We start from the raw sequence: 22,952 nt of genomic DNA on the forward strand, positions 1-22,952 counted from the left end.
GTCAGTAACAGACTCTGGTTACCGCAAGTAACACATCGTACCGCCGCTGGAGGGGACATGGCCGAGTTCACCATGGAGCTGAACGACGAGCAGAAGGAAGTCCGGGACTGGCTCCATGGCTTCGCCGCCGATGTGATCCGGCCCGCGGCCGCCGAGTGGGACGAGCGCGAGGAGACCCCCTGGCCGGTCATCCAGGAGGCGGCGAAGGTCGGCATCTACTCCCTCGACTTCTACGCGCAGCAGTACTTCGACCCCACCGGCCTCGGCATCCCGATGGCCATGGAGGAGCTGTTCTGGGGCGACGCGGGGATAGCCCTGTCCATCGTGGGCACCGGCCTGGCCGCGGTGGGCGTGCTCGCCAACGGCACCGAGGAGCAGATCGGCACCTGGATCCCGCAGATGTACGGCGACGCCACCGATGTCAAGGTCGCCGCGTTCTGCTCCTCCGAGCCCGACGCCGGCTCCGACGTGGCCTCCATGCGCACGCGCGCGGTGTACGACGAGGCCGGCGACGAATGGGTGATCAACGGCACGAAGACCTGGGCGACCAACGGCGGCATCGCCAACGTCCATGTCGTCGTCGCCAGCGTCGACCCGGAGCTGGGCTCCAAGGGACACGCCTCCTTCATCATTCCGCCGGGCACCAAGGGCCTCGCGCAGGGGCAGAAGTTCAAGAAGCACGGCATCCGCGCCTCGCACACCGCCGAGGTCGTGCTCGACGACGTGCGGGTGCCCGGCTCCTGCCTGCTCGGCGGCAAGGAGAAACTGGACGAACGGCTGGCGCGCGCCCGCGAGAAGGCGAAGGCCGCCGGCGGCGTGGGGGTACCCCCGGCCGAAGGCTGGGGGAGGGTGAAGAACGCGGCGATGGCCACGTTCGAGGCGTCCCGGCCGGCCGTCGGCGCGATGGCCGTGGGCACCGCTCGGGCCGCTTACGAGGTCGCGCTCGAATACGCCAGGTCCCGCGAGCAGTTCGGGCGGCCCATCATCGACAACCAGGGTGTCGCGTTCCAGCTCGCCGACATGCGCACGGCGATCGACGCGGCCCGGCTGCTGGTGTGGCGGGCGTCCTGGATGGCCATCAGCGGCAAGAAGTTCACGGCCGCCGAGGGCTCGATGTCGAAGCTGTTCGCCAGCGAGACCGCGAAGAAGGTGACCGCGCAGGCGATCCAGATCCTGGGCGGGAACGGGTACACGCGGGAGTATCCGGTGGAGCGGATGCACCGCGACGCGGCGATCTACACGATCTTCGAGGGGACGAGCGAGATTCAGCGGCTCGTCATCGCGCGGACGCTTTCGGGAATGCCGATCCGGTAGCGCCGTGCGGGGAACCGCGCGATCCCGGCTGGCCGCCGGCAGCGGCTGATCGCGCGGTTCCCCGCGCCCCTTCGCGGGGCGCTCGACTCACCTGTGCCGCAAAGGCGTGAGCTGCTCGATGTCGTACTTCAGGCGCAGCGCCTCGATGGCTTCCTGGTCGGGCGGGCCGCCGTCGCGGAGGATTTCGAGGAGTTCCTCGAAATAGCGCTCGTGGTCGGGCGGCGGGCTCGCCTGGAAGAACATCTTGGCGGGGGAGTCCGTCGGGTTCGCGAAGGCGTGCGGGCAGCCGGGGGGTACGACGATGACCGTGCCCGGAGTCGCCCGGACCACCCGGTTGCCCGAACTCGACTCCCACTTCTTCCAGTTGTCGGGGGTACGGATGCGAGGCTCGAAGGCGAGCACGTCCAGCTCGCCCTCCAGCACGTAGAACAACTCCTCGCTGCGGGTGTGCACATGGGCGCCGACGTCGAAGCCCGGCGGGACCTCCACCTCGAAGGTGGAGGCCATCCGCGAGTGCGTGCCGGTGACCTTGAACGTGACCCGCTGTGCGGGCGTCTCCACCACCCGGCCCTGTCCGGGCGGCACGAGCAGCCCGTCGACCGATGCCGATGTCAGCCCTTCGATCGTCGTCATCGCCGGCTCACCACATCACGGGCAGGGCCTCGGGACCGCGGATCAGCGCGCCCTTCTTGAAGGGCACCTCCGCGGGCGGTACGGCCAGCTTCAGCCCCGGAATCCGGTCCAGCAGCGCGTCGACCAGCAGCTCGGACTCCAGCCGGGCGAGCTGCCCGCCCGGACAGTAGTGCGGCCCGAAGCCGAAGGACACATGCGGGTTGGGGCAGCGGGAGAAGTCGATCTCCTCCGGGTCGGGGAAGACCTCCGGGTCGCGGTTCGCGGCCAGGTACGACACGTAGACCGCGTCGCCCGCGCGGATGCGCACGCCCCTGATCTCCACGTCCTCCAGGGCGATCCGGGACAGGCCGACCGCGTTGCGGTGCGGGATGTACCGCAGCAGCTCGTCGATCGCCCGCGGCCGGATCTCCGGTTCGGCGCGCAGTCGTTCGGCCAACTCCGGGCGAGTCAGCAGGAGATAGAACATCTGCCCGCTGTTGTTGGTGACCGCCTCGCCGCCGATCTGGAGCAGGACGGCGAGGCCGACGGCCTCCTCCAGGGTGACCTCGCCCCGGCTCACGGCGGCGCCCAGCAACGAGGTGACGTCCTCGCCCGTGCCGCTCCCGCGCGCCCCGATGAGGCCCGAGAAGTACGCGCTCATCTCACGCTTGGCCCGCTCGCTGACCTGCTTGCCGTGCGCGGAGGACAGGATCAGCTGGGTCCACTCGTGCATGTCGTGCCGGTCGGCGGCCGGGACGCCCATCAGCTCGCAGATCACCGCGATGGGGAACGGGCTGAGGATCGCCGCCGTCAGATCGGCCGGCGGACCGTCCGCCAGGAGCTGGTCGATCAGCTCGTCCAGCATGCCGCGCGCCTTCTCGCGCACCCGCTCCACGCCCTTGGCGGTGAACGCCGCGGTGACCGAGCGGCGCAACCGCGTGTGGTCGGGCGGGTCCAGGAAGCCGACCGCGCCGCGGTCCGGTATGAAGTGCGGGGCGAGCCGGGTGACCGGCTTGTCCATGACCGCCTCGCGGCCGAAGCGCGGGTCGTTGGTCACCATGCGCACGTCGTCGTACCGGGTGACCAGCCACGCCCAGCCCTCGCCGTTGGGCAGCTGGATGCGGGTGACCGGGCCCTCGCGCATCAGCTCGGCGAGCACCGGGTCGAAGTCGGTTCCGGTGAGGTCGAGCGCCGGCCACTGGCGGACCGGCGGCACGGCCTCGGTGAGCGTCGCCTCCTCGGTCTCCGTCATCGCCCGCCCCCGTCGCCGTCGGTCCAGCGGCCGACCGTCATCTCGGCGGTGATACCGGGGCCGAAGCCCGCGAGCAGTCCGCGCGCCTGCTCCTCGGCGCCGCCCTCGTCGAACAGCCGGCGCAGCGCGTCCAGGACGACGGCGCTCGCGATGTTGCCGTACTCGGTGAGCGTGGAGCGGCTGAAGCGGAACGCGTTCGGCTCGACCTCCAGGAACTTGCTGAGGTCGTCGAGGATGCGCGGGCCGCCGGCGTGGATGATGTAGAAGTCCAGGTCGGTGGCGTCCCAGCCGTGGTTGCCCGCCAGGTCCTTGAGGGCCGGGGCGAGCGGCTCCATGGTGGTCGGCACCCGCTTGTCCAGCAGGAAGTGGAAGCCGGTGGCCCGGACGTCGTAGGCGATCCAGTCCTCGGTCTTCGGGATCAGGTAGGAGCCGTTGCGCTCCAGCTTGACGCCCCGGCCGCCGCGTCCGCGCACCACGGCGGCGGCGATGCCGTCGCCGAACAGGCCGTTGGACAGCAGCGAGCCGACGCCCAGGTCGGTGGGCTGGTAGCACAGCGAGCAGAACTCGCAGGCCACGATCAGCGCGTTGGCGTTCGGGTACGCCGTGCAGAAGTCGTGGGCCCGGTTGATCGCCGCGCCGCCGGCCGCGCAGCCCAGCTGGGCGATGGGCAGCTGACGGGTGGTGCTGTCGAAGTCCATCTCGTTGATCAGCCAGGCCGTGAGCGAGGGCATCATGAAGCCCGTGCACGACACGTAGATGATCACGTCGATGTCGGTGGTGAGGAGTTCGGCGTCGTCCAGCGCCCGCTGGATCACCGCGGGGACGCGGGCCTTCGCCTCGGCCTCGTAGAGCTTGTTGCGGTCCTCGAAGCCGGGGTGCTTGAGGGTCTCCTCGATGGGCTGCACGATGTGCCGGGTCTTCACGCCGGTGTTCTCGATGAGCCTCAGTGCCAGCGCCAGTTGAGGGTGGTCCGCGTGGCGGGAACGCGCCAGCTCCAGCGTCTCCTCCATCGTGATCACGTGCTCCGGGACCGAAACCGAGGGTCTGCACAAAGTCGCCATGAACCGTCCCTGCTTTCCGCGTGTCCGGAGGGCCTTCACCCACCGGTCAGAAGGTGGTTCACCTCAGGAGGTGCTTCACCCACCGTCACCCGTGAGGACCACGATCTCGCGCTGGGTTACTCCGAATCGGGGATGCCGGGTCGGTCTCGGAGGAGGACTTCCGGCGCCGGACGGGGGAAAAATTCACGCCGACCGTTACCGCGAAAGCCCTGCTGGGGACGGCCGCCGGGGCCCTCGCCCCGGACCCGGCGGCCGGCCGTGTCGTGCCGCTCGCCGAACGGGGCACGGCGGCCGGGTGGAGCCGGGTCCGGCGGACGGTATTCCGGACGCGTCCGGGCTCGGCGGCGGGGCCTACGCCTTGGCGGCCCACCTGCCGCAGGTCGCCGGTGCTCCCCGCCCGGGGAGGGGTGCCGAGGGTGCTTCCCGGTCGGTGATCGGCGGGTGGCCGGCGTGTCCGCCGGCTGGATGGTGTCAGCGCTGGCGGCTGCGTCACTGCGGCGGGCCGTCCGGGGAGGGGTGCCGAGGGTGTGGCCCTGAGTACGGGCGGCGTGAGGGCCGGCACCGTTGTCGGCGCCCCCTCGGTGCGCCGCCCGCCGGGCACCCCGGCCCGTGGGACCGGGGCACCTTCCGGTTCCATCGGCGTGCTCCGCTGCGCCGCGAAGGGCAGCGGCTCCGGGGCGAGTTGCCGGGCACGCTCCCGCGGCGCGAGGCCGCTTCGGCGCTCGCCGCGCCGCCGCGGGCTACGGCGCTCCGCTGCTGTGCGCGATGCACGCCACGTCGATACGGTCGGCCAGTTTGGCGAGTTCGATGGTCAGCTCGGCCACCGTGTCCTCGTCCAGCCGCTGTTCACCGGTCTCGACCAGCCGCAGCCAGCGTCCGCCCACGGTCCGCAACAACTTGCTCACATCGGCGGCGGCCACCTGAAGGGTCCCGTGGTCGTCGACGATCAGAGGCAGAGTCACTTCGCGGTTCACAAAAGAAGATGGTAGCCGCGCATACCTCACGCACTCTGCCAAACCGTGGTGATGTTGCAGAACTCCCGCATTCCGTGCCCGGACAGCTCACGCCCGTACCCCGAGCGCTTCACACCGCCGAAGGGGAACGCCGGATGGGAGGCGGTCATCCCGTTGACGTACACCGCCCCGGCCTCCAGGTCCCGCGCGAACCGCTCGACTTCGCTCTCCTCGCGCGTCCACACATTCGAACTCAGTCCGAACGGGGAGTCGTTGGCGATGAGCAGTGCCTCGTCCAGGTCGTCGGCCCGGTACAGCGTGGCGACCGGGCCGAACGCCTCCTCCCGGTGGATGCGCATCTCGCGGGTGATCCCGGCGAGCACGGTCGGCGGGTAGTACCAGCCGGGCCCGTCGGGGCGGACGCCGCCGCACAGCACCTCGGCACCGCCGCGCCGCGCGTCGTCGACCAGCTCCTCCAGGTCCGCGCGGCCCTGCTCGCTGGAGAGCGGCCCGACCTCGGTGTCCTCCTCCAGCGGGTCGCCGACCTTGAGTGCCTTCATCCCGGCGACGAACCGCTCGGCGAACGTGTCGTAGACATCGCTGTGCACGATGAACCGCTTGGCGGCGATGCAGGACTGCCCGTTGTTCTGCACGCGCGCGGTCACCGCGACCTCGGCGGCCCGGTCGAGGTCGGCGGAGGGCATGACCACGAACGGGTCGCTGCCGCCCAGCTCCAGGACCGTCTTCTTGATCATCTCTCCGGCCGTGGAGGCCACCGCCCGGCCCGCGGGCTCGCTGCCGGTGAGGGTGGCCGCCTTGACCCGCTCGTCGCGCAGGATGTCGTCCACCGCGGCGGAGCCGATCAGCAGCGTCTGGAAACAGCCCTCCGTGAAGCCCGCCCGGTGGAACAGGTCCTCCAGGTAGAGGGCGGTCTGCGGGACGTTGGAGGCGTGCTTGAGCAGGCCCACGTTGCCCGCCATCAGCGCGGGCGCGGCGAACCGGATCACCTGCCAGAGCGGGAAGTTCCAGGGCATCACCGCGAGCACGGGGCCCAGCGGCCGGTAGCGGACCCGTACCCGCGTCGCCCCGGAGTCACGGACGTCCGCCTCGGCGGGCTCCTCGTCGGCGAGCAGGGCCTCGGCGTGCTCCGCGTACCAGCGCATGGCCTTGGCGCACTTGGCGGCCTCGGCGCGGGCCTGCTTGACCGGCTTGCCCATCTCGGTCGTCATGACCCTGCCGATCTCCTGCTGGTCCTCGTCCAGCAGATCGGCGGCCCTGTTCAGCAGCCGGGCGCGCTCGGCGAACGGGGTCGTCCGGTACGTGCGGAACGTGGCCTCGGCGAGCTGGAGCCGGCGTTCCAGCTCCTCCTCGCCCATGGCCTCGTACGTCTTGAGCGTCTCGCCGTTCGCCGGGTTCACCGTCGCGATGGGCATGGCTGACCTCCCTGGAAGCGGGCTGTGCTTCGACCTTCGCGCGCGGCCCGCCGGGGCGCAACGCCAGGTCGCCTGTTCAGCCCGAGTGCTCCGCCAGCCGGTCGAGAAACGCGGCCTGCGCCGTGATGATCACCTCGCGGGCCCGCGCCAGGCCGAGCCAGGCCACCCGGTCCAGCTCCGGGAAGCGCGCCTGCCGCCCCGAGCGCGGGGGCCACTCCATGGTGAAGGTGCCGGGGCTGAACCCGGACAGGTCCGGGTCGCCGCGCAGCGCCCAGGCCGTGACGACCTTGCCGTTCCTCTGCACGACCTCGCCGAGCGGTACGGCCTCCCCGTCGGGTGGCGAGAGGCCCAGCTCCTCCCGGAACTCCCGGCGGGCCGCCTCCCACGGGGGCTCGTCGCTCTCGTACTCGCCCTTGGGGACGGTCCAGGCGCCGGCCTCCTTCTTCGCCCACAGCGGGCCGCCCATGTGGCCGAGCAGCACCTGGAGACCGTCGCCGGTGTGCCGGTACACCAGCAGTCCCGCGCTGCGCTTCGTCGTACGCACCGTCACGGTGTGACCTCCGGGTGGGCCGCGAGCAGGGCCTCCACGGTATCGGCCTCGGCGGGGCTCTTGTCCGCGCGGTAGCGGATCACGCGGGCGAAGCGCAGGGTGACCCCGGCCGGATAGCGGGAGGAGCGCTGGAGGCCGTCGTAGGCGATCTCCACGACGAGTTCGGGTCGCACCCGGACCGTCCAGCCGTCGTCATCGACCGCCAGTTCTTTGAGGCGCTCGGTCTGCCAGGCGAGCAGCGCGTCCGTCATGCCCTTGAAGGTCTTGCCGAGCATCGCGAAGCCGCCGTCCGCGGCGCGGGCGCCGAGGTGCAGGTTGGAGAGCTTGCCGGTGCGCCTGCCGTGGCCCCACTCGGCTGCCAGCACCACCAGGTCGAGGGTGTGCACCGGCTTGACCTTGAGCCAGGCGGCGCCGCGCCGGCCCGCGCTGTAGGGGGCGGCCAGCGACTTCACCACCACGCCCTCGTGGCCGCGGGCCAGCGTGTCGGCGAGGAAGCGCTGCGCCGCTGGGATGTCCGCGGGGCCCTCGGCCAGGGTGCGCCGTACCCGCATCGGCTCGGGCACCAGCCGGGCCAGCTCCGCGTGCCGCTCGGCGAAGGGCAGGTCGAGCAGATCCCGGTCGCCGGCGGCGAGGACGTCGAAGAAGACGGGGGAGACGGGCACCGCCTCGGCCGCCCGCGCCACGTCCGTACGGGAGCCGACGCGGCCCGCGGTCTCCTGGAAGGACCGGGGCCGGCCGGCCGCGTCGAAGGAGATCACCTCGCCGTCCAGGATGAACCGGTCGCCGGTCAACTCCAGTGCGGCGGCCGTCACTTCGGGCAGCCGGGCGGTGATGTCGTCCAGGGTGCGGGTGTGCACGCGGACCGTCTCGCCGTCCCGGTGCACCTGCACCCTGATGCCGTCCAGCTTCTCCTCCACCGCGCACGCGCCCAGCTTCTCCACGGCCTCGGCGACGGAGGACGCGCTGTGCGCCAGCATCGGCAGCACCGGCCGGCCGACGGTGAGCCGGAACCGCTCGAGCGCGTCGGGTCCCTCGCCCAGCAGGGCCTGGGCGACGGTCTGGAGCGAGCCGGACAGCATCACCGCCCGGCGTACGTCCTGCGCCGCCGCGCCGGTCGCCCGCGCGAGGCCCTCCACCGCGACGGCGTCCAGGGCGCCCTGGCGGACCTCACCGGTGAGCAGGCCCAGCAGGAAGCGCTGCTCGGGCTCGGTGGCCGCGCCCATCAGGGCGCCGACGAGCCGGGCGCGCTCGGCCTGGGCACCGGCCCCGGACACCCGGCCCAGCTCGGTGAGGGCGGCGTCGACCTCGCGGACGGTGAGGGTAGGTTCGGCGGTCGGCGGCACCCGCTGTCCCAGCACCTTCCAGCCGACGCCGAGCCGCCCCTGCGGCAGCCGCCCGGCGAGATACGGGATCACGACCGGCACGTCCTCCGCGTCCGCCTCCCTGAACAACTCGGCGAGCAACGCGACCTTCCGCGACCGGGCCGCCGTCGCCGCCACCTCCCCCGAGACCTCCGCGAGCCGACTGAGCAACATGTCCTCAGGGTGCCGCAGGGCTCCGCCCGGCGCGCGGTGCGGGCGCGAGGTCCACGGGACGCGCCGCCGGTCGCCGGGCCCGTCGTGCCCGGTCGCGCGGTTCCCCGCACCCGTCGGAGTGGTCCTTCGGTTTGCGGGATTGACAACTCGGTGTGCCGAAATTGCAATGGCCGTATGAGCACCGAAGACGTCCTGGCCGCGGTGGGCCCCCGGCTGCGCCGGATCCGCAAGGAGCGGGAGGTGACCCTGGCGGCGCTGTCCCAGTCCACCGGCATCTCCGTGAGCACGCTGTCCCGGCTGGAGTCCGGGCTGCGCAGGCCCAGCCTGGAGCTGCTGCTGCCGATCGCCCAGGCCCACCAGGTCCCGCTGGACGAACTCGTCGGCGCGCCGCCCGTCGGCGACCCCCGCGTGCGCGCCGAGCCGCTGCGGCGAGGCGGCCGTACGTTCTGGCCGCTGACCCGCCAGCCCGGCGGCCTCCAGGCCTACAAGGTGCTCGAAACCAAGCGCGCCGGGGAACCCGAGCCGCGCACCCACGAGGGGTACGAGTGGCTGTACGTGCTGTCCGGCCGCCTGCGACTGGTGCTTGGCGAGCACGACGTCGTGCTGTCGGCGGGCGAGGCGGCCGAGTTCGACACCCGTGTGCCGCACTGGTTCGGGTCGGCGGGGCAGGGCCCCGTGGAATTCCTGAGCCTGTTCGGGCCGCAGGGGGAGCGGATGCATGTGCGGGCGCGCCCGGCCGCTCGCGCATGAGCCGTCCGGGGGGTGTTCCCTGATGGGCAAGCGACCGCTTAGTATGCGGACGGATCCGGTCGGACGATGCGGTCGCGTGGAGGCCCCGTATGCAGGCATGGCAGGTGCACGAGAACGGCGAGCCGAGCGAGGTGATGCGCCTCACCGAGACCGGGCGGCCCGTGCCGGGCGACGGCCAGGTGCTGCTGCGGGTGCGGGCGGCCAACGTCAACTTCCCCGACGCGCTGATGTGCCGGGGGCAGTATCAGGTGCGGCCCCCGCTGCCCTTCACGCCGGGCGTGGAGATCTGCGGCGAGACCGAGGACGGCCGCCGGGTGCTCGCCACCCCCGCGCTGCCGTACGGCGGTTTCGCCGAGTACGCCCTCGCGGACGCCGCCGCCCTGCTGCCCGCTCCCGAGGCGCTGGACGACGCCGAGGCCGCCGCGCTGCACATCGGCTACCAGACCGGCTGGTTCGGGCTGCATCGCCGGGCGCGCCTCGAAGCGGGCGAGACCCTGCTGGTGCATGCCGCGGCCGGCGGTGTGGGCAGCGCGGCCGTGCAGCTCGGCAAGGCGGCCGGCGCCACCGTGATCGGCGTGGTCGGCGGCGCCGAGAAGGCCGCCGTGGCACGCGAGCTGGGCTGCGACGTGGTCGTGGACCGGCGCGCCGAGGACGTCATCGCCACCGTGAAGGCGGCCACCGGCGGGCGCGGCGCCGATGTGATCTACGACCCTGTCGGCGGCGAGGCCTACGCCCAGTCCGCCAAGCTGGTCGCCTTCGAGGGCCGGATCGTGGTCGTCGGCTTCGCCAGTGGCACCATCCCGACCCCGGCGCTCAACCACGCCCTGGTGAAGAACTACTCGATCCTGGGTCTGCACTGGGGCCTGTACAACACCAAGAACCCCAAGCTGGTCCAGCACTGCCACGAGCAGCTGACCGAGCTGGCCGCGCGCGGCGCGATCAAGCCGCTGGTGAGCGAGCGGGTGTCGCTGGCCGGCGCCGCGGCGGCCGTACAGAAGGTGGCGGACGGCCGCAGCACCGGCCGGATCGCCGTGACGACGGAGGTGGCGGCGTGAGCGACGTCGGCGAACTGCGCGAACGCACACGGGAGTTCCTCGTCGCGAACCCGCCGGAGCGGACCGGGCGGCTGGACTTCCTGCGCGCCCGCTTCGACGCGGGCCTCGCCTGGGTGCACTACCCCGAGGGGCTGGGCGGCCTCGGCGCGCCGCGCTCCCTCCAGGCCGTCGTGGACGCCGAGCTGGAGGCGGCGGGCGCCCCCGACAACGACCCGCGGCGGATCGGCATCGGCCTCGGCATGGCCGCGCCGACGATCCTCCAGTACGGCACCGAGGAGCAGAAGCGGCGCCTGCTGCGGCCCCTGTGGACGGGCGAGGAGGTCTGGTGCCAGCTGTTCAGCGAGCCCGGCGCCGGGTCCGACCTGGCCGCGCTCGGCACCCGCGCGGTCCGGGAGGGCGAGGAGTGGGTGGTCGACGGGCAGAAGGTGTGGACCTCCAGCGCCCATCTCGCCCGCTGGGCCATCCTGATCGCCCGCACCGACCCGGACGTGCCCAAGCACCAGGGCATCACCTACTTCGTCTGCGACATGACCGACCCCGGTGTCGAGGTGCGGCCGCTGCGGCAGATCACCGGTGAGGCCGAGTTCAACGAGGTCTTCCTCACCGGCGTCCGCATCCCCGACAGCCGCCGCCTCGGCGCGGTCGGCGAGGGCTGGCGGGTCGCCCAGACCACCCTCAACAACGAACGCGTCGCCATCGGCGGCATGCGGCTGCCCCGCGAGGGCGGCATGATCGGCCCGGTCGCCGCGACCTGGCGGCAGCGCCCCGAGGTGCGCACCCACGACCTGCACCAACGGCTGCTGAGGCTGTGGGTGGAGGCGGAGGTCGCCCGGTTCACCGGCGAGCGGCTGCGCCAGCAGCTCGCCGCGGGCCAGCCCGGCCCCGAGGGCGCCGGCATGAAGCTCTCCTTCGCCCGCCTCAACCAGGAGATCAGCGGCCTGGAAGTGGAACTCCGGGGCGCGGAGGGCCTGTTGTACGACGACTGGACCATGCGCCGCCCCGAGCTGGTGGACTTCACCGGCCGGGACGCCGGATACCGCTATCTGCGGGCCAAGGGCAACAGCATCGAGGGCGGGACCAGCGAGGTCCTGCTGAACATCGTCGCCGAGCGCGTCCTCGGGCTGCCCGCCGAGCCGCGCACCGACAAGGACGTCGCCTGGAAGGACCTGGCCCGATGACCGACCTGCTGTACTCCGAGGAGGAAGACGCGCTGCGGGCGGCCGTGCGGGACCTGCTCACCGACCACTGCCCCGCGGCTGGTGTCCTCGCCCGCGCCGAGTCGGCGGCCCCGCACGACCTGGACCTGTGGAAGTCGCTCGCCCAGAGCATGGGCCTGGCCGGGCTGCTGATCCCCGAGGCGTACGGCGGTCAGGGCGCCACCCATCGCGAAGCCGCGGTCGTGCTTGAGGAGCTGGGCCGGGCGGTCGCCCCGGTGCCGTACCTCACCAGCGCGGTCGTGGCCACCGAGGCCCTGCTCGGCTGCGGCGACGCGGAGCTGCTGGCGAAGCTCGCGACCGGGCGCACCATCGGGGTGCTCGCCGTCGGGCTGCACCTCGGCCCGGGCGCCGCGGTACCGGTCGTACGGTTCGAAAGCGGCGCCCTGCACGGCGAGTTGACCGGCATCGCGGACGCGACCGCCGCCGATGTGCTGCTCGTACCGGCCGACGACGGCGGTCTGTACGCCGTGGCCGCCGACGCCGTCACCCGCACACCGCAGATCTCCCTGGACCTCACCCGGCCGCTCGCCACCGTCACCCTCGACGGGGCGCCCGGCCGCCGCGTCGGCGACGCCGAGCCCGCCGTACGACGGGCGCTGCGGGCCGCCGCCGGGCTGCTCACCTCCGAGCAACTGGGGCTCGCCGACTGGTCGTTGACCGAGACGGTGCGCTATCTCAAGGAGCGCAAGCAGTTCAACCGGCCGGTCGGCGGGTTCCAGGCGCTCAAGCACCGGCTCGCCCAGCTCTGGCTGGAGGTGGTGAACCTGCGGGCCGCCGCCCGCGCCGCCGCCGACGCCCTGGCCACCGGCGAGGACACCGACATCACGGTGGCCGTCGCCCAGGCGTACGCCGCCCCCGTCGCCGTCCGCGCCGCCGAGGAGGCGCTCCAGCTGCACGGCGGGATCGGCATGACCTGGGAGCACCCCGTGCACCTGTACCTGAAGCGGGCCAAGGCCGGCTCCCTCGCCTACGGCACCGCGGGCGCCCACCGCGAGGCCCTGGCCGAACTGGTCGACCTGCGGGCCCCTCGGAGCCGTATTACCTGAAACACCACACGATCGGAGGACATGTCAGCCGCCCTGCGCAACCCCCCGCTACGCCACACTTGCGGCCGAACGCCGCTCATGGGCGTGGCGGAGGAGGTTTCCGATGGCGATTTCCATCTCTGTGGTGCTGCTGCTCCTGATCCTGGCGGTGATCTTCATGCGCAACGGTTCGCTGAAGGTCTCCCACGGCCTGGTCTGCGTCATGCTCGGCTTCTACCTGGCGTGTTCGAGCATGGCGCCGACCATCCACAACGGGCTCGACGCGACGGCCGCCCTGGTGAGCAGCCTGCGGCCCTGAGCCGGTCAGCCCGTGGTGAAGACGCCGACCCCGTTCGCCACGGGCCGCTCGGCGCCGCCGCTCGGATGGTTGCGGACCGTCACGGCGCCCGCGCCGCTGTCGCGGGTGACCATCTCGGTGGAGCCGCCGCCGTCCAGGTTGAACGCGCCGGCGGCGCCCAACGACCGCATCGTGGCGGCCTCCTCCGCGATCGTCAGGCCGGACCGGTAGGCGACGGCGCCGTCCAGGGCCAGGATCAGCAGCCGTCGTCCGCTCGCGTCGAAGCCCACGGCGGTGCGCACCGCCGAGGTGGTGTCGTCCAGGCCGGACAGCGGCCTGCCGTCGCGCAGCACCGGGAAACCGCCGAGCGCGAAGGCGTAGGCGACCCTGGAGACGGCCGCGACCAGTTTGTGGGTGACGGACACCGCGTCCCCGACGGCGAGTTCGCGCAACCGTTCGGCGCCCTTCTCGCGGCCCACCAGGACCGTGGTGCCGGCCGGGATCGTGCCGCTGCCCGGAGCTTCGGAGACGGAGACCACCCGGCCGCGGCGCACTGTCACCTCGTACGTCTCGGAGCTGCAACCCGCCGCCCGGTTGGTGTCGGTGCCGCAGACCGCGCGCTCGCGCGAGGCGCTGCCCCAGCGGGAGGTGTAGGCGCCGACCGCGTTCTGCGGCAGTGCGTACTGGTTGAGGCCCTTCAGGGGCAGGGTGCCCCGGGGGGTGCGCACCGAGCCGGTCAGGGTGAGGCGGTCCAGGCGGGCCCGGCGGTCGGTGCCCACGCCGAGGACGTCCTCGGTGTCCGTGCCCGGCGGCAACGCGGGCCCGAACCGCTGGCCGTCCGGCACCGCGGCCTTGAGCACCCGGCCGTCCGCCACGGCCGGGCCGACGCTCGCACCGGTGGGGTCCACGCCCGGATGCTGGGTCTCCGTGATGTCGAAGAAGTCCCCGTTGACGCCCGCGACCGCCTTCGCCGCGTCCGCCATCCGGGAGACGGTGGCGCGGGCGGCCACCGCGCCCGGATCGAGCAGGCCGACGCGCACACGCGGATCACGGAGGTCGACCGTGAGCAGATGGGCGTGCGTGGTGCCCGCGGCCGCCGGGAGGTCGAACTGCCGGTAGGTGACGCCCGGCGCGATGGTGGTGCCCGCCGGAACGGCACCGGCCGGCGCCGCCCCCGCGAGGGCCGCGCCGGCCAGTACACCGAACGCCGTGACAACCGTGAGAACCGCTCTGCCCGCTGCCGAACGCCCGCGACGTCTGGTCACCGTGCCCCCTGATGTCTCGTCAACTGTCCCTGTGTGCAGGGGCAGTGCACCAGAAGAGGGCGGCCGGTGGGAGGACTAGGCGTCGACTACGCGAGAACGGGTGAGAAAACGCACCCCCTCGGGTGCCTCCAGGGAGAATCCGCTGCCCCGGCCCGGCACGACGTCCACGATGAGCCGGGTGTGGTTCCATGCCTCGTACTGGCTGCGCGACATCCAGAAGGTGACCGGCTCCGCCACCCCCGCCACGTCCAGCTCGGCCAGCAGCACGTCCGAGCCGCCGGTGCGGAACTCGCCCTCCGGATAGCACATGGGTGCGCTGCCGTCGCAGCAGCCGCCGGACTGGTGGAACATCAGCGGTCCGTGCACGGCGCGCAACCGGCGCACCAATTCCTGAGCGCGCTCGGTGAGTTGCACGCGCGGGACTTCCTCTTCCATGGCACCGTCCTGGAATCCGGGGGCGTCCGACCCGGCCAGTCTCACGGATGCGCCCGGCGCGGTCCAGAGCGCGCGGCGGCAGGCGTCAGCAGCGCGTAGGCGACGGCGGACACGACGAGGCCCGCCGGGAGGGCGAGGTCCACCCCGCCGAGGGCGGTGGCCAGCGGCCCGGTGTAGACCGTGTCGACGCACAGCGCGGAGGCGGCCACGCCCAGACAGAGGGCCAGCGATCCGCGCCAGTTGACGCCGCCGGTGAACCAGAAGGGGCCGGCCGGGGACTCGTCGGCGAGCCCGGGGCCGTCGTACCGGTTGCGGCGCAGCAGGATGTCGACGGCGAACACGGCCGTGCTGGGGCCGAGCAGGACCACGGTCAGTTGGAGCACATCGCCCACCGTGTCCAGGAAGTTGGAGACCAGCAACGCGTACAGGGTGAGCGCGACGGACACCGTGCCGTCGATCAGGACGCTGACCTGGCGGCGGATGCGCAGGCCGACCGCCTGGAGGGCGAGGCCGGCGCTGTAGGCGGTCAGCGCGTTGAGGGCGATGGTGCCGAGGACCAGCGCGAGCAGGAAGACGGGACGGAACCAGGCGGGCAGCAGCGGCTGGAGGGAGGACTCCGGGTCGTTCATGTCGACGGCGGTCGCGGCACACGCGCCGAGCCCGCACACCACCACACCGGGCAGGAATCCGCCCAGTGCCGTCCAGCCGGCCACCGCCCGCGCCGGGGTGGCGCGCGGCAGATAGCGGGAGAAGTCCGCGCTGGTGGTGTAGGAGAGGGGGTTCGAGGCGATCAGGGCGACACCGGCCAGGACGGTCGCCCACAGCGCGTTGCCGGTCAGCGGACGCTCCGGGACGTACCCGAACTCCGTGTGCCGCAGCACCACGACCCCGAGGACCGCGAACACGGCCGTCAGGGCGAGGGTGATCGGCAGGTAGAGCCGGACGATCGCGGCATGGCCGTAGACGCTGATCGCGAGGGTGATCGCGGCGATGAGCACCACCACGAGCGCCTTCACCGCCGTGTCCACCGGCAGACCGGTGTCGCCCACCAGGGAGAAGGCGGCGGTGGCCGCGGCGGCCAGGTTGAGCGCGAAGTAGCAGACCGAGATCAGCCAGCCGGTCACCGCGTTGTTGACCCGGTTGCCGCGCACCCCGTACAGCGTCCGCGTGATGACCTCGCTCGGCGCGCCCGCCGCGGGTCCCGGTATCGCGAGCAGCCCGGTGAGCAGCCAGAACAGATTGCCGACGACGATCACCGCGAGCGCCTGCCACAGGCTCAGGCCCATCAGCACCAGGGCCCCGCCCACCACCAGGCTCAGGTAGTTGACGTTGGCGGCGGCCCACACCGAGAACAACTCCCGTGGCCTGCCCCGGCGTTCGGAGTCCGGGATGTGGTCGATGCCGTGCGCCTCCATGCCGCCGGAGCCTTGGGGCGCGGGGGCGGTCTTCTCGGCGGACGTGGTCCGCGCGTCGGGACTCGGGTCGGGGAGCGTGGACGCCATGGGGCCCTCCGGAAGCGGCGGGAAGGGAGGCCGGCCGCTTATTGGGCAAGCGACCAGTTGCTTATTGGTCGGTCACTCAATAGCATCGCCGTCATGTCGTCAAGCGTTCAGCGCAAGCGAATCCGCAAGGATCCGGCCGCCCGGCGGGCCGAGATCGTGGACACGGCCGCCGCGATCGCGCTGGCCGAGGGCCTGGAGTGCATCACCCTGCGCCGGGTCGCCGAGGAGCTGGCGGTGCGGCCGGGGCTGATCAGCCACTACTTCCCCTCGGCCGAGGAACTGGTGGCGGAGGCGTTCGGCAGCGCGGCCACGGGGGAACTGGACCGCCTGCTGCCCGCCGGGCCGCACGACGGCACCCCGCTGGAGCGGCTGGCACGCTTCCTCGGCCACACCTCGGGGGAGGCGTACGACGCGATCAGCCGGCTCTGGCTCAACGCCCGCCACCTCAGCCGCTACCGGCCCCCGCTGCGCGACCGGGTCGCCCTCCAGGAGGCCGACTGGCGCGCCCGCCTCGAAGGACTGATCCAGGACGGCGTGGCCGCCGGTGAGTTCCGCACCGGGGACCCCCTCGCGGTCGCGCTCCAGATCCTCGTCGTCCTCGACGGGCTCAGCGTCGACGTCAACACCGTCAGCCCGGAACTCCCGGCCGCGGTGGTCCGCATGGCGCATCGCACCGCAGAGCATGAACTCGGCCTGGACGAGGGCGCGTTGACGCGCGCCGCCGTCACCGCCGGCTGACGTCCTCCATCTGCCGCGAAGCCCGAAACCCGAGCCTTGAAGCCCGCCCCCCGACGTTCGAAGCCCGACTCCCGAAGTCCGAAGGAGCCCCGTGCCCGCCGACCTCGTCCTGCTCTCCGCCCGGCTGCTCGACCCGGCCACCGGCGGCCTCCTGCCGCACACGGCGCTCGCCGCGCACGGCGGGCACATCGTCCTGCTCGGCGACGACCGGGAGGCCCGCGCGCTCGCCGGGCCGCGCAGCACCGTGCTGGACCTGCGCGGCGCGGTGGTCGTGCCGGGCCTGACCGACGGGCATCTGCACCCGGTCTCCGGCGCCGAGCGCACCATGGGCGTCGACCTCTCCGGCTGCCGCGACCTGGACGCCGTACGGGAAGCGCTCGCCGGGGCCGCACGGAAGCTGCCGCCCGGCGCCTGGCTGCGCGGCTGGGGCCTGGACCCCAACGCCTTCGGCACCGCCCCGGTCGGCCACGCCGCCCTCGCCCCCGTCCTCGACGGCATCCCCGCCCTCCTCGACCTCTTCGACGGCCACTCGCTGCTCGCCAGCGAGCGCGCCCTGGAACTGGCGGGCATCGACGGACCGCGCACGTTCGCACAGGGCTCGGAGATCGTGTGCGACGCCGAGGGCCGGCCCACCGGGCTGCTCCTGGAGGACGCCGCCTGTGAGCCGGCCGAGGCCGCCGCGCCCAAGCCGACCGAGGCCCAGATCCGGGCGCGGACCGCCGAGGTGCTGGGCGCCATGGCCGCGGCCGGCCTCACCGGTGGGCACGCCATGGACGGCACCGGCCTCGACGTCTACGCCGCGCTGGAGGACCGGGACGCGCTGCCCCTGCGGCTGCGGGTACACCCCTGGTGCCGCCCGGAGACGGACGACGACGCCCTCGCCGAGCTGATCAGGCTCCAGGGCACCGGCGGCGCGCTGTGGCGGGTGGCCGGGGTGAAGCTGTTCATGGACGGCACCATCGACAACGGCACCGCCTGGCTGGAGGACCCCGACCGGCACGGCGAGTCCGCCCGCGCCTTCTGGCCCGACCCGCGCCGCTACAGCCAGGTGATCGCCGCGCTGCACCGGGCCGGAGTGCCCACGGCCACCCACGCCATCGGCGACGCGGCCGTACGGCATGTGCTGGACTCCGTGGCAGAGGCACAGGCCGGGCACCCGAGCGGCGTCCGGCACCGCGTCGAGCACATCGAGACCGTGCCGGACGACACCGTACGGCGGTTCGGGCCGCTCGGGGTCGCCGCCTCCATGCAGCCCACGCACTGCTGCGAGTTCACCCGCGCCGACCACACCGACAACTGGTCGCGGCGGCTCGGCGAGGAGCGGGCGGCGCGCGCGTTCCGCTGCCGTGACCTGTGGGCGGCCGGGGCCACGGTGGTGCTCGGCTCCGACTGGCCCATCGCGCCGTACCCACCGCTCCAGGTCATGGCCGGCGCCCGGCACCGCCGCCCGGCCGACCTCTCCCTGCCCCCGCACGGCCCCGAGCAGGCCCTCACCGGCCTCCAGGCGCTGCGGGCGATGACGGTGAACGCCGCGTGGGCCGCGGGGGAGGAGGAGTGCGCGGGCCGGCTCGCCGTCGGGCACCGAGCCGACCTCACGGTGCTCGCGGAGGACCCCCTCGCGGTGGCCGACACCGAGCTGGCGGAGGTGCCGGTGGTGCTCACGGTGGTGGCGGGACGGGTGCGGCACCGGGCGGCGGGGGTGTAGGAGGGGCCGAGGGGGGCTTTGCTTTTCTTGCGAGGGGTTCCCTTATGAGGGCCTCCCTTGCGGGGCCTTCTCTTACGGGGCTTCGGGAGGGCCCCGCTCACTGGTCGCGCGGCTCCGACCGGTCGTACCGTTCCGACCGGTCGTACCGCTCGGGCTCGCCGGGCCGCTCGGACCCGTCGTCCTGCCCGGGCTCGGCGCGTCGCTCGGGCTGATGGCGCCGCTCCCGGTGGGTCCTGTAGGCCTCCACCAGCAGCGGCAGCATGGAGGCGACGACGACCACCGCGACCAGCGGCAGCAGGTAGTCGTCCACCTGGGGGACCGACGCGCCGAGGGTGAAACCCGCCAGGACCAGGGCCTGCGACCAGAGCACCCCGCCCACGGTCTGCCAGAGGGTGAACGGCCGGGCGGGCACCCCGAGCGCCCCCGCCACCGGATGCAGCACCGTGCGCAGCAACGGCACGAACCGGCCGATCACCAGCGCCTTGCCGTAGCCGTACCGCGCCAGCAGCCCCTCCGCGCGGGCCGCCGCGCCCTTCACCCGCTTACTGGAGGTGCGCGCGAGCAGTGCACGGCCGCCGTGCCGCCCGATCAGATAGCCGACCTGACCCCCGGCCACCGCGCCGATCGCCGCGCACAGCAGCACCTGCCACAGCGCGAGCCGCGGCGGCTGCCCGGTGCCGCCCGCGCACAGCACACCCGCCGGGAACAGCAGCGTGTCCCCCGGCAGGAAGAAGCCGAAGACGAGCAGCCCCGACTCCGCGAAGATCACCGCCAGCACCCCGAGCGCACCGAAGGCAGCCAGCACCGAGGCACTGTCCAGCGGGTTGACGGCGATCACCGGCCGCGCCTCCTGCCTCCCGGCCTCCTCGTGGGCTTCTCGCTCCAGCATCCTGCGCGGGAAGGACTTACGCCCGGTCTGTGGGAACGTACAGGCCGGACGGGACCGACATCTTCCGGTCACCCGTCGTACACCCTCCCGTACACCCCGCCGAGGCAGCGTGTCCTCGTGACGCACCGCCCGATCTCCTCCGTCGACGCGCTCATGGCCCTGCTGGCCGGGTGCGCCGGCGTCTGGGACAGGCCGGACCGCTCCGGCGACCCGGTGGACATCCTCGACCACGGCCTCCAGGTCGCCGCCCTGCTCGCGGTGAGCCGCCCCGGCGACGAGGAGGCGCAGGCCGCCGGGCTCGTCCACGACATCGGCCACCACCTGGTGCCCGGCGACGAGGCCGGACACGGCACCCATGCCGCGGCGGCCGTCGAGGGCCTGCTCGGACCCCGCGTCGCCCGCCTGGTCGCCCTGCACATTCCGGCCAAGCGCTACCTCGCCGCCACCGCTCCGCGGCTCACGCTGTCCCCGGAGAGCGCCCGCACCCTCGGCTGCCAGGGCGGCCCGATGACCCCGGCGGAGGCGGCCGCCTTCGAGGGCGGCCCGGACTTCGCGGCGGCGGTCGCGCTGCGCCGCGCCGACGACGCCGGGAAGGTCGTCGGCCTGCGGGTACCTTCCCTGGAGAGCTGGCGGCCGGTCCTGGACCGGGTCGCGGCCCGGCAGAGCCGGGAGGGCGCCGGCGGATGCTGAGGTGCTCATGGTGGGACGGTGCGGGTGTCCCCCTTTAAGGTGAGTCCTGTGGTGGATTGGTTTCAGCCGTTTCGCCAGTCTGCGGTCGACTCCGTCGAACACGGTCCCGCCGGGCCCGCCCCGGAAGCGGTGCCCGCGGGCCCGGCCGAGCTGCGCGCGGTGGCGGCCACGATCGGTACGACCCTCGACGAGGACACGACCTGCGCGGAGCTGACCCGCGCCGCCGTCGCCCAGGTGGGCGGCGCCGCGGCCGTGCTCCGCTGGGGCCGCGAGGCGGGCGTCGGCTACGAGGCGGTCGGCGGGAACCCGGCCCTGCTGCCCGAGGCCCGGCGGGTCGCCGCGGCCGCCCGCGTCGCCGCCGACCCGGACCGGGACCTGGCCGTCGCCGCGGAACCCGGAGACGAACGCTCCGCGCTCTGCGTACCGCTGGCCACCGGCGGCCGGAACTACGGCGTGCTGGTCTGCGCCCGCGACCGCGCGCCCTACGCGGCACCCGAGGCGGAGTTCCTGCGCTTCCTCACCGAGCGCGCCGCCTCCCACATCCGGGGCGCCCGCGAGCACGACGCGGTCAGTGGCATCGTCGGCAAGCTCCAGCGCGCCCTGCTGGTCGAACCCGGCCGCCCGCACCCGAATCTGGACGTCGCCATCCGCTACCTGCCCGTCGGGCACAGCGCGCTGGTCGGCGGCGACTGGTGCGAGACCGTACGACTGCACTTCGGCCGCACCCTGCTGGTCGTCGGCGACGTCATGGGACACGGTCTGGAAGCCGCCGTCGACATGACCGCCTACCGCTCCTCGCTGCGCTACATCGCCTCCGCCGACCTGCCCCCGCACCGGGTGCTGCGTCAGCTCGACGACATGGCCGCCGACGAACCCGAACGCAGGCCCGCCACCTGCCTGCTGGCGCAGATCGACCCCAACCGGGGCCTGGTGACGCTGGCCAGCGCCGGGCATCTGCCGCCGTTCGTGATCGACGCGGACGGCCGGGCGACCCCGCTGCCCGTGCCCGTAGGACCGCCGCTCGGCACCGGGCTCGGCGGCTATGAGCCGGCCACCTTCCGGCTGGCGCCGGGGCAGACCCTGATCCTGTTCACCGACGGGCTGGTCGAGCGGCGCGGCGAGGACATCGACCGCTCCCTGGACCGGCTCGGCGCGATCGACTTCGGGGCCGCGCCGGGTCTGGAGGACATCCTCGACACCGTGGTCACCCGGCTGGACGCCGGCGCCACCGAGGACGACGTCGCCGCCCTGGCCGCCCGGCTGCGGCCGCGGTCGCAGCCGGGCCCGGAGCGTCAACTCCCCTGATCCGGGGCGGGGTTCAGCTCCGCTGGAAGAACTCCACCTCCGCGACGGCGACATGGCGGCCGGCCGTCAGTCCGGTGACCGAGTGCAGCACCAGGCGCACCCGCACCACGTCGTCGATCCCGGTCTGCACCGTCTGCGGACCCGCCTTGTCGTTCAGCGAGATGGACTTGTGGTGCACGGTGCCGTCCGAGGACGTGACCTCCATGTCCATCTGGAGCGCACGGGCCTCGGTCGCGTACTGCTCCGGCGAGTCGGAGGCGCCGTTGGTGATGATGAGATCCACCAGCCGGAACGGCTTGCCGAAGGTGTACGTCACCGAGGCCCCCGGCCCCGGCGCGCCCCAATAGCGATTGCTCAGGCCGTCCTTGGTGTTCGACGCCGGATGGCCGGGCACGGCCGCGCTCGCCGTGACACGGGTCGCGGTGACGGCCTTGGTGCCGGCGAGCTTGTCGCGGGTGTCCTCGAACAGGGCGCGCCCGGCGGGCAGCAGCAGGAATCCGCCCACGCCCAGCGCGAGCACCACCAGCAGGATCACCAGGACCCGCACCCACCGCCCGGACCCGGCCCGCACCCGGCGCCGGAACGGCCACACCGTCCGCCACCAGGGCAGCGGCGCGGGGGCCGCCTGCGGGTTCAGCGGGGTGGCACAGCGCCGGCAGAACCTGCGCCCCGGCGGATTCGGCGTCCCGCACGCGGGGCACGGCGGCCCGACCACCTCGTCCCGCCGCTCCACCGGCCGCACGACCGGCCGCGGCGCGACCGGCTTCCCGGGTAGCACGGGGGCGGGCTGGTGGACCTCCGGCTCGACGGGCTCGGGAGCGCGGGGCGCCCGCGGGGCCGGGGCGGCGGGGGGAGTGCGGGGCGGGGGCGCGGCCGGGGCGGAGGGCGGCGAGGTGCGCGGTTCCGGAGAGGCCGGGGGTGTCGGCGTTGCCGGAGGTGTGCGCGGGGTCGTGGCCGCCGCCCGCTCGGGAGCCGTGCGGGGCGCCGGGGGAGCCGGGGGCGCGGGGGGTGTGCTGCGTGCGGGGGGTGCGCCGGACTCGCCGGACGCGGTGGGTGCCGTACCGCGGACCGGCGGAGCCTGGACCGGCCCGGCGTCGGTGTCGGTACGCGTCGTACGGCGCTCCTCCGCCCGGGACCGGGTGTCGGCCGCCGGCGAACCCGAACTCGCCGCGGCCGTCCGGCTGTTCGGGCGTGAGTCGATCTCCGGCGTAGCGGGGGGCGAACTCCCCTCGTCCGCAGGGGCGTTGCCGCCGCCCACCGGCGTCCGCGCGGCCCCTTCCGAGGACCAGCCCAGATACGCACCGCAGTTGCCGCAGAAGTCGTCGTCGGAGCCGTTGGACGCCCCGCACGCGGGACAGGCGCGCATGG

General features: G+C 73.5%; 22 protein-coding genes. 10 read left to right on the top strand and 12 right to left on the bottom strand.

Going from position 1 to position 22,952, the window contains the following annotated elements; all coding sequences use genetic code 11:
• Nucleotides 1-57 precede the first annotated feature (57 nt).
• A complete protein-coding gene (locus ACE4Q9_RS28835) occupies nt 58-1,314 on the top strand; it encodes an acyl-CoA dehydrogenase family protein (RefSeq protein ID WP_397987434.1) in 1,257 nt (418 codons plus the stop codon).
• An 87-nt stretch (nt 1,315-1,401) separates the two neighbouring features.
• Here ACE4Q9_RS28835 and ACE4Q9_RS28840 read toward each other — a convergent pair whose 3' ends face one another.
• From ACE4Q9_RS28840 to ACE4Q9_RS28870, 7 genes are all read right to left on the bottom strand, one after another.
• The gene (locus ACE4Q9_RS28840) at nt 1,402-1,947 is read right to left on the bottom strand and encodes a cupin domain-containing protein (RefSeq protein ID WP_397987435.1); all 546 of its coding nucleotides are present in this window, start codon (nt 1,945-1,947) and stop codon (nt 1,402-1,404) included.
• Nucleotides 1,948-1,954: 7 nt separating this feature from the next.
• The gene (locus ACE4Q9_RS28845; RefSeq protein WP_397987436.1) at nt 1,955-3,178 is read right to left on the bottom strand and encodes a cytochrome P450; all 1,224 of its coding nucleotides are present in this window, start codon (nt 3,176-3,178) and stop codon (nt 1,955-1,957) included.
• Nucleotides 3,175-4,239: a type III polyketide synthase gene (locus ACE4Q9_RS28850; protein ID WP_397987437.1), complete on the bottom strand. Its 1,065-nt coding sequence runs from the start codon at nt 4,237-4,239 to the stop codon at nt 3,175-3,177. Before ACE4Q9_RS28850 ends, ACE4Q9_RS28845 begins: the two co-directional genes overlap by 4 nt.
• A gap of 740 nt (nt 4,240-4,979) precedes the next feature.
• Entirely contained in the window at nt 4,980-5,213 is a 234-nt protein-coding gene (locus ACE4Q9_RS28855; RefSeq protein ID WP_397987438.1) for a DUF6213 family protein, read from the bottom strand.
• 26 nt (nt 5,214-5,239) lie between these two features.
• Nucleotides 5,240-6,625 carry an NADP-dependent succinic semialdehyde dehydrogenase gene (locus ACE4Q9_RS28860; protein WP_397987439.1) on the bottom strand — a complete coding sequence of 462 codons (1,386 nt, stop codon included), beginning with the start codon at nt 6,623-6,625 and terminating at the stop codon, nt 5,240-5,242.
• Nucleotides 6,626-6,701: 76 nt separating this feature from the next.
• Nucleotides 6,702-7,175, bottom strand: a complete 474-nt coding sequence (locus tag ACE4Q9_RS28865; protein ID WP_397987440.1) for an NUDIX domain-containing protein — start codon at nt 7,173-7,175, stop codon at nt 6,702-6,704.
• Nucleotides 7,172-8,710, bottom strand: coding sequence for an ATP-dependent DNA ligase (locus ACE4Q9_RS28870; protein ID WP_397987441.1), 1,539 nt, complete (start codon nt 8,708-8,710; stop codon nt 7,172-7,174). The genes ACE4Q9_RS28865 and ACE4Q9_RS28870 overlap by 4 nt, the downstream gene beginning before the upstream one ends.
• Before the next feature lie 174 nt (nt 8,711-8,884).
• Here ACE4Q9_RS28870 and ACE4Q9_RS28875 point away from each other — a divergent pair, with 174 nt between their 5' ends.
• The 5 genes from ACE4Q9_RS28875 (at nt 8,885) to ACE4Q9_RS28895 (ending at nt 13,076) form a co-directional block, all read left to right on the top strand.
• Entirely contained in the window at nt 8,885-9,460 is a 576-nt protein-coding gene (locus ACE4Q9_RS28875) for a helix-turn-helix domain-containing protein (protein WP_397987442.1), read from the top strand.
• Between the two features lie 89 nt (nt 9,461-9,549).
• The gene (locus ACE4Q9_RS28880) at nt 9,550-10,515 is read left to right on the top strand and encodes an NADPH:quinone oxidoreductase family protein (RefSeq protein ID WP_397987443.1); all 966 of its coding nucleotides are present in this window, start codon (nt 9,550-9,552) and stop codon (nt 10,513-10,515) included.
• Complete coding sequence (locus tag ACE4Q9_RS28885; protein ID WP_397987444.1) at nt 10,512-11,693, top strand: acyl-CoA dehydrogenase family protein; 1,182 nt, start codon at nt 10,512-10,514, stop codon at nt 11,691-11,693. Before ACE4Q9_RS28880 ends, ACE4Q9_RS28885 begins: the two co-directional genes overlap by 4 nt.
• Nucleotides 11,690-12,778 carry an acyl-CoA dehydrogenase family protein gene (locus ACE4Q9_RS28890; RefSeq protein ID WP_397987445.1) on the top strand — a complete coding sequence of 363 codons (1,089 nt, stop codon included), beginning with the start codon at nt 11,690-11,692 and terminating at the stop codon, nt 12,776-12,778. Before ACE4Q9_RS28885 ends, ACE4Q9_RS28890 begins: the two co-directional genes overlap by 4 nt.
• Before the next feature lie 103 nt (nt 12,779-12,881).
• Nucleotides 12,882-13,076 carry a hypothetical protein gene (locus tag ACE4Q9_RS28895; RefSeq protein ID WP_037658873.1) on the top strand — a complete coding sequence of 65 codons (195 nt, stop codon included), beginning with the start codon at nt 12,882-12,884 and terminating at the stop codon, nt 13,074-13,076.
• 5 nt (nt 13,077-13,081) lie between these two features.
• Here the strand turns inward: ACE4Q9_RS28895 and ACE4Q9_RS28900 are convergent, their stop codons facing one another.
• From ACE4Q9_RS28900 to ACE4Q9_RS28910, 3 genes are all read right to left on the bottom strand, one after another.
• On the bottom strand, nt 13,082-14,320 hold the full coding sequence (locus ACE4Q9_RS28900) for a phosphodiester glycosidase family protein (RefSeq protein ID WP_397987446.1): 1,239 nt from the start codon (nt 14,318-14,320) through the stop codon (nt 13,082-13,084).
• A gap of 75 nt (nt 14,321-14,395) precedes the next feature.
• Nucleotides 14,396-14,755 carry a DUF779 domain-containing protein gene (locus tag ACE4Q9_RS28905; RefSeq protein WP_397987447.1) on the bottom strand — a complete coding sequence of 120 codons (360 nt, stop codon included), beginning with the start codon at nt 14,753-14,755 and terminating at the stop codon, nt 14,396-14,398.
• 41 nt (nt 14,756-14,796) lie between these two features.
• A complete protein-coding gene (locus ACE4Q9_RS28910; RefSeq protein ID WP_397987448.1) occupies nt 14,797-16,257 on the bottom strand; it encodes a purine-cytosine permease family protein in 1,461 nt (486 codons plus the stop codon).
• A 93-nt stretch (nt 16,258-16,350) separates the two neighbouring features.
• Between ACE4Q9_RS28910 and ACE4Q9_RS28915 the strand changes: the two genes are divergently transcribed.
• Together ACE4Q9_RS28915 and ACE4Q9_RS28920 are read left to right on the top strand one after the other, a co-directional pair.
• Nucleotides 16,351-16,995, top strand: a complete 645-nt coding sequence (locus ACE4Q9_RS28915) for a TetR/AcrR family transcriptional regulator (protein WP_397987449.1) — start codon at nt 16,351-16,353, stop codon at nt 16,993-16,995.
• A gap of 91 nt (nt 16,996-17,086) precedes the next feature.
• On the top strand, nt 17,087-18,700 hold the full coding sequence (locus tag ACE4Q9_RS28920; RefSeq protein ID WP_397987450.1) for an amidohydrolase: 1,614 nt from the start codon (nt 17,087-17,089) through the stop codon (nt 18,698-18,700).
• Between the two features lie 97 nt (nt 18,701-18,797).
• Here the strand turns inward: ACE4Q9_RS28920 and ACE4Q9_RS28925 are convergent, their stop codons facing one another.
• The gene (locus ACE4Q9_RS28925) at nt 18,798-19,538 is read right to left on the bottom strand and encodes a DedA family protein (RefSeq protein WP_397988248.1); all 741 of its coding nucleotides are present in this window, start codon (nt 19,536-19,538) and stop codon (nt 18,798-18,800) included.
• A gap of 168 nt (nt 19,539-19,706) precedes the next feature.
• On the opposite strand from ACE4Q9_RS28925, the gene ACE4Q9_RS28930 reads away from it, so the two are divergent.
• Complete coding sequence (locus tag ACE4Q9_RS28930) at nt 19,707-20,279, top strand: HD domain-containing protein (protein ID WP_397987451.1); 573 nt, start codon at nt 19,707-19,709, stop codon at nt 20,277-20,279.
• A gap of 48 nt (nt 20,280-20,327) precedes the next feature.
• A complete protein-coding gene (locus ACE4Q9_RS28935; RefSeq protein ID WP_397987452.1) occupies nt 20,328-21,584 on the top strand; it encodes a PP2C family protein-serine/threonine phosphatase in 1,257 nt (418 codons plus the stop codon).
• Nucleotides 21,585-21,597: 13 nt separating this feature from the next.
• Here the strand turns inward: ACE4Q9_RS28935 and ACE4Q9_RS28940 are convergent, their stop codons facing one another.
• Complete coding sequence (locus ACE4Q9_RS28940) at nt 21,598-22,950, bottom strand: NADase-type glycan-binding domain-containing protein (RefSeq protein WP_397987453.1); 1,353 nt, start codon at nt 22,948-22,950, stop codon at nt 21,598-21,600.
• Nucleotides 22,951-22,952: the final 2 nt, after the last annotated feature.

Source organism: Streptomyces sp. AM6-12 (assembly GCF_044327085.1).
Classification (GTDB): Bacteria; Actinomycetota; Actinomycetes; order Streptomycetales; family Streptomycetaceae; genus Streptomyces.

Coding starts and splice junctions, on each gene's coding strand:
- ACE4Q9_RS28835 (WP_397987434.1), top strand. CDS start 58: ATGGCCGAGTTCACCATGGAGCTGAACGACGAGCAGAAGGAAGTCCGG.
- ACE4Q9_RS28840 (WP_397987435.1), bottom strand. CDS start 1,947: ATGACGACGATCGAAGGGCTGACATCGGCATCGGTCGACGGGCTGCTC.
- ACE4Q9_RS28845 (WP_397987436.1), bottom strand. CDS start 3,178: ATGACGGAGACCGAGGAGGCGACGCTCACCGAGGCCGTGCCGCCGGTC.
- ACE4Q9_RS28850 (WP_397987437.1), bottom strand. CDS start 4,239: ATGGCGACTTTGTGCAGACCCTCGGTTTCGGTCCCGGAGCACGTGATC.
- ACE4Q9_RS28860 (WP_397987439.1), bottom strand. CDS start 6,625: ATGCCCATCGCGACGGTGAACCCGGCGAACGGCGAGACGCTCAAGACG.
- ACE4Q9_RS28870 (WP_397987441.1), bottom strand. CDS start 8,710: ATGTTGCTCAGTCGGCTCGCGGAGGTCTCGGGGGAGGTGGCGGCGACG.
- ACE4Q9_RS28875 (WP_397987442.1), top strand. CDS start 8,885: ATGAGCACCGAAGACGTCCTGGCCGCGGTGGGCCCCCGGCTGCGCCGG.
- ACE4Q9_RS28880 (WP_397987443.1), top strand. CDS start 9,550: ATGCAGGCATGGCAGGTGCACGAGAACGGCGAGCCGAGCGAGGTGATG.
- ACE4Q9_RS28890 (WP_397987445.1), top strand. CDS start 11,690: ATGACCGACCTGCTGTACTCCGAGGAGGAAGACGCGCTGCGGGCGGCC.
- ACE4Q9_RS28895 (WP_037658873.1), top strand. CDS start 12,882: ATGGCGATTTCCATCTCTGTGGTGCTGCTGCTCCTGATCCTGGCGGTG.
- ACE4Q9_RS28905 (WP_397987447.1), bottom strand. CDS start 14,755: ATGGAAGAGGAAGTCCCGCGCGTGCAACTCACCGAGCGCGCTCAGGAA.
- ACE4Q9_RS28910 (WP_397987448.1), bottom strand. CDS start 16,257: ATGGCGTCCACGCTCCCCGACCCGAGTCCCGACGCGCGGACCACGTCC.
- ACE4Q9_RS28915 (WP_397987449.1), top strand. CDS start 16,351: ATGTCGTCAAGCGTTCAGCGCAAGCGAATCCGCAAGGATCCGGCCGCC.
- ACE4Q9_RS28940 (WP_397987453.1), bottom strand. CDS start 22,950: ATGCGCGCCTGTCCCGCGTGCGGGGCGTCCAACGGCTCCGACGACGAC.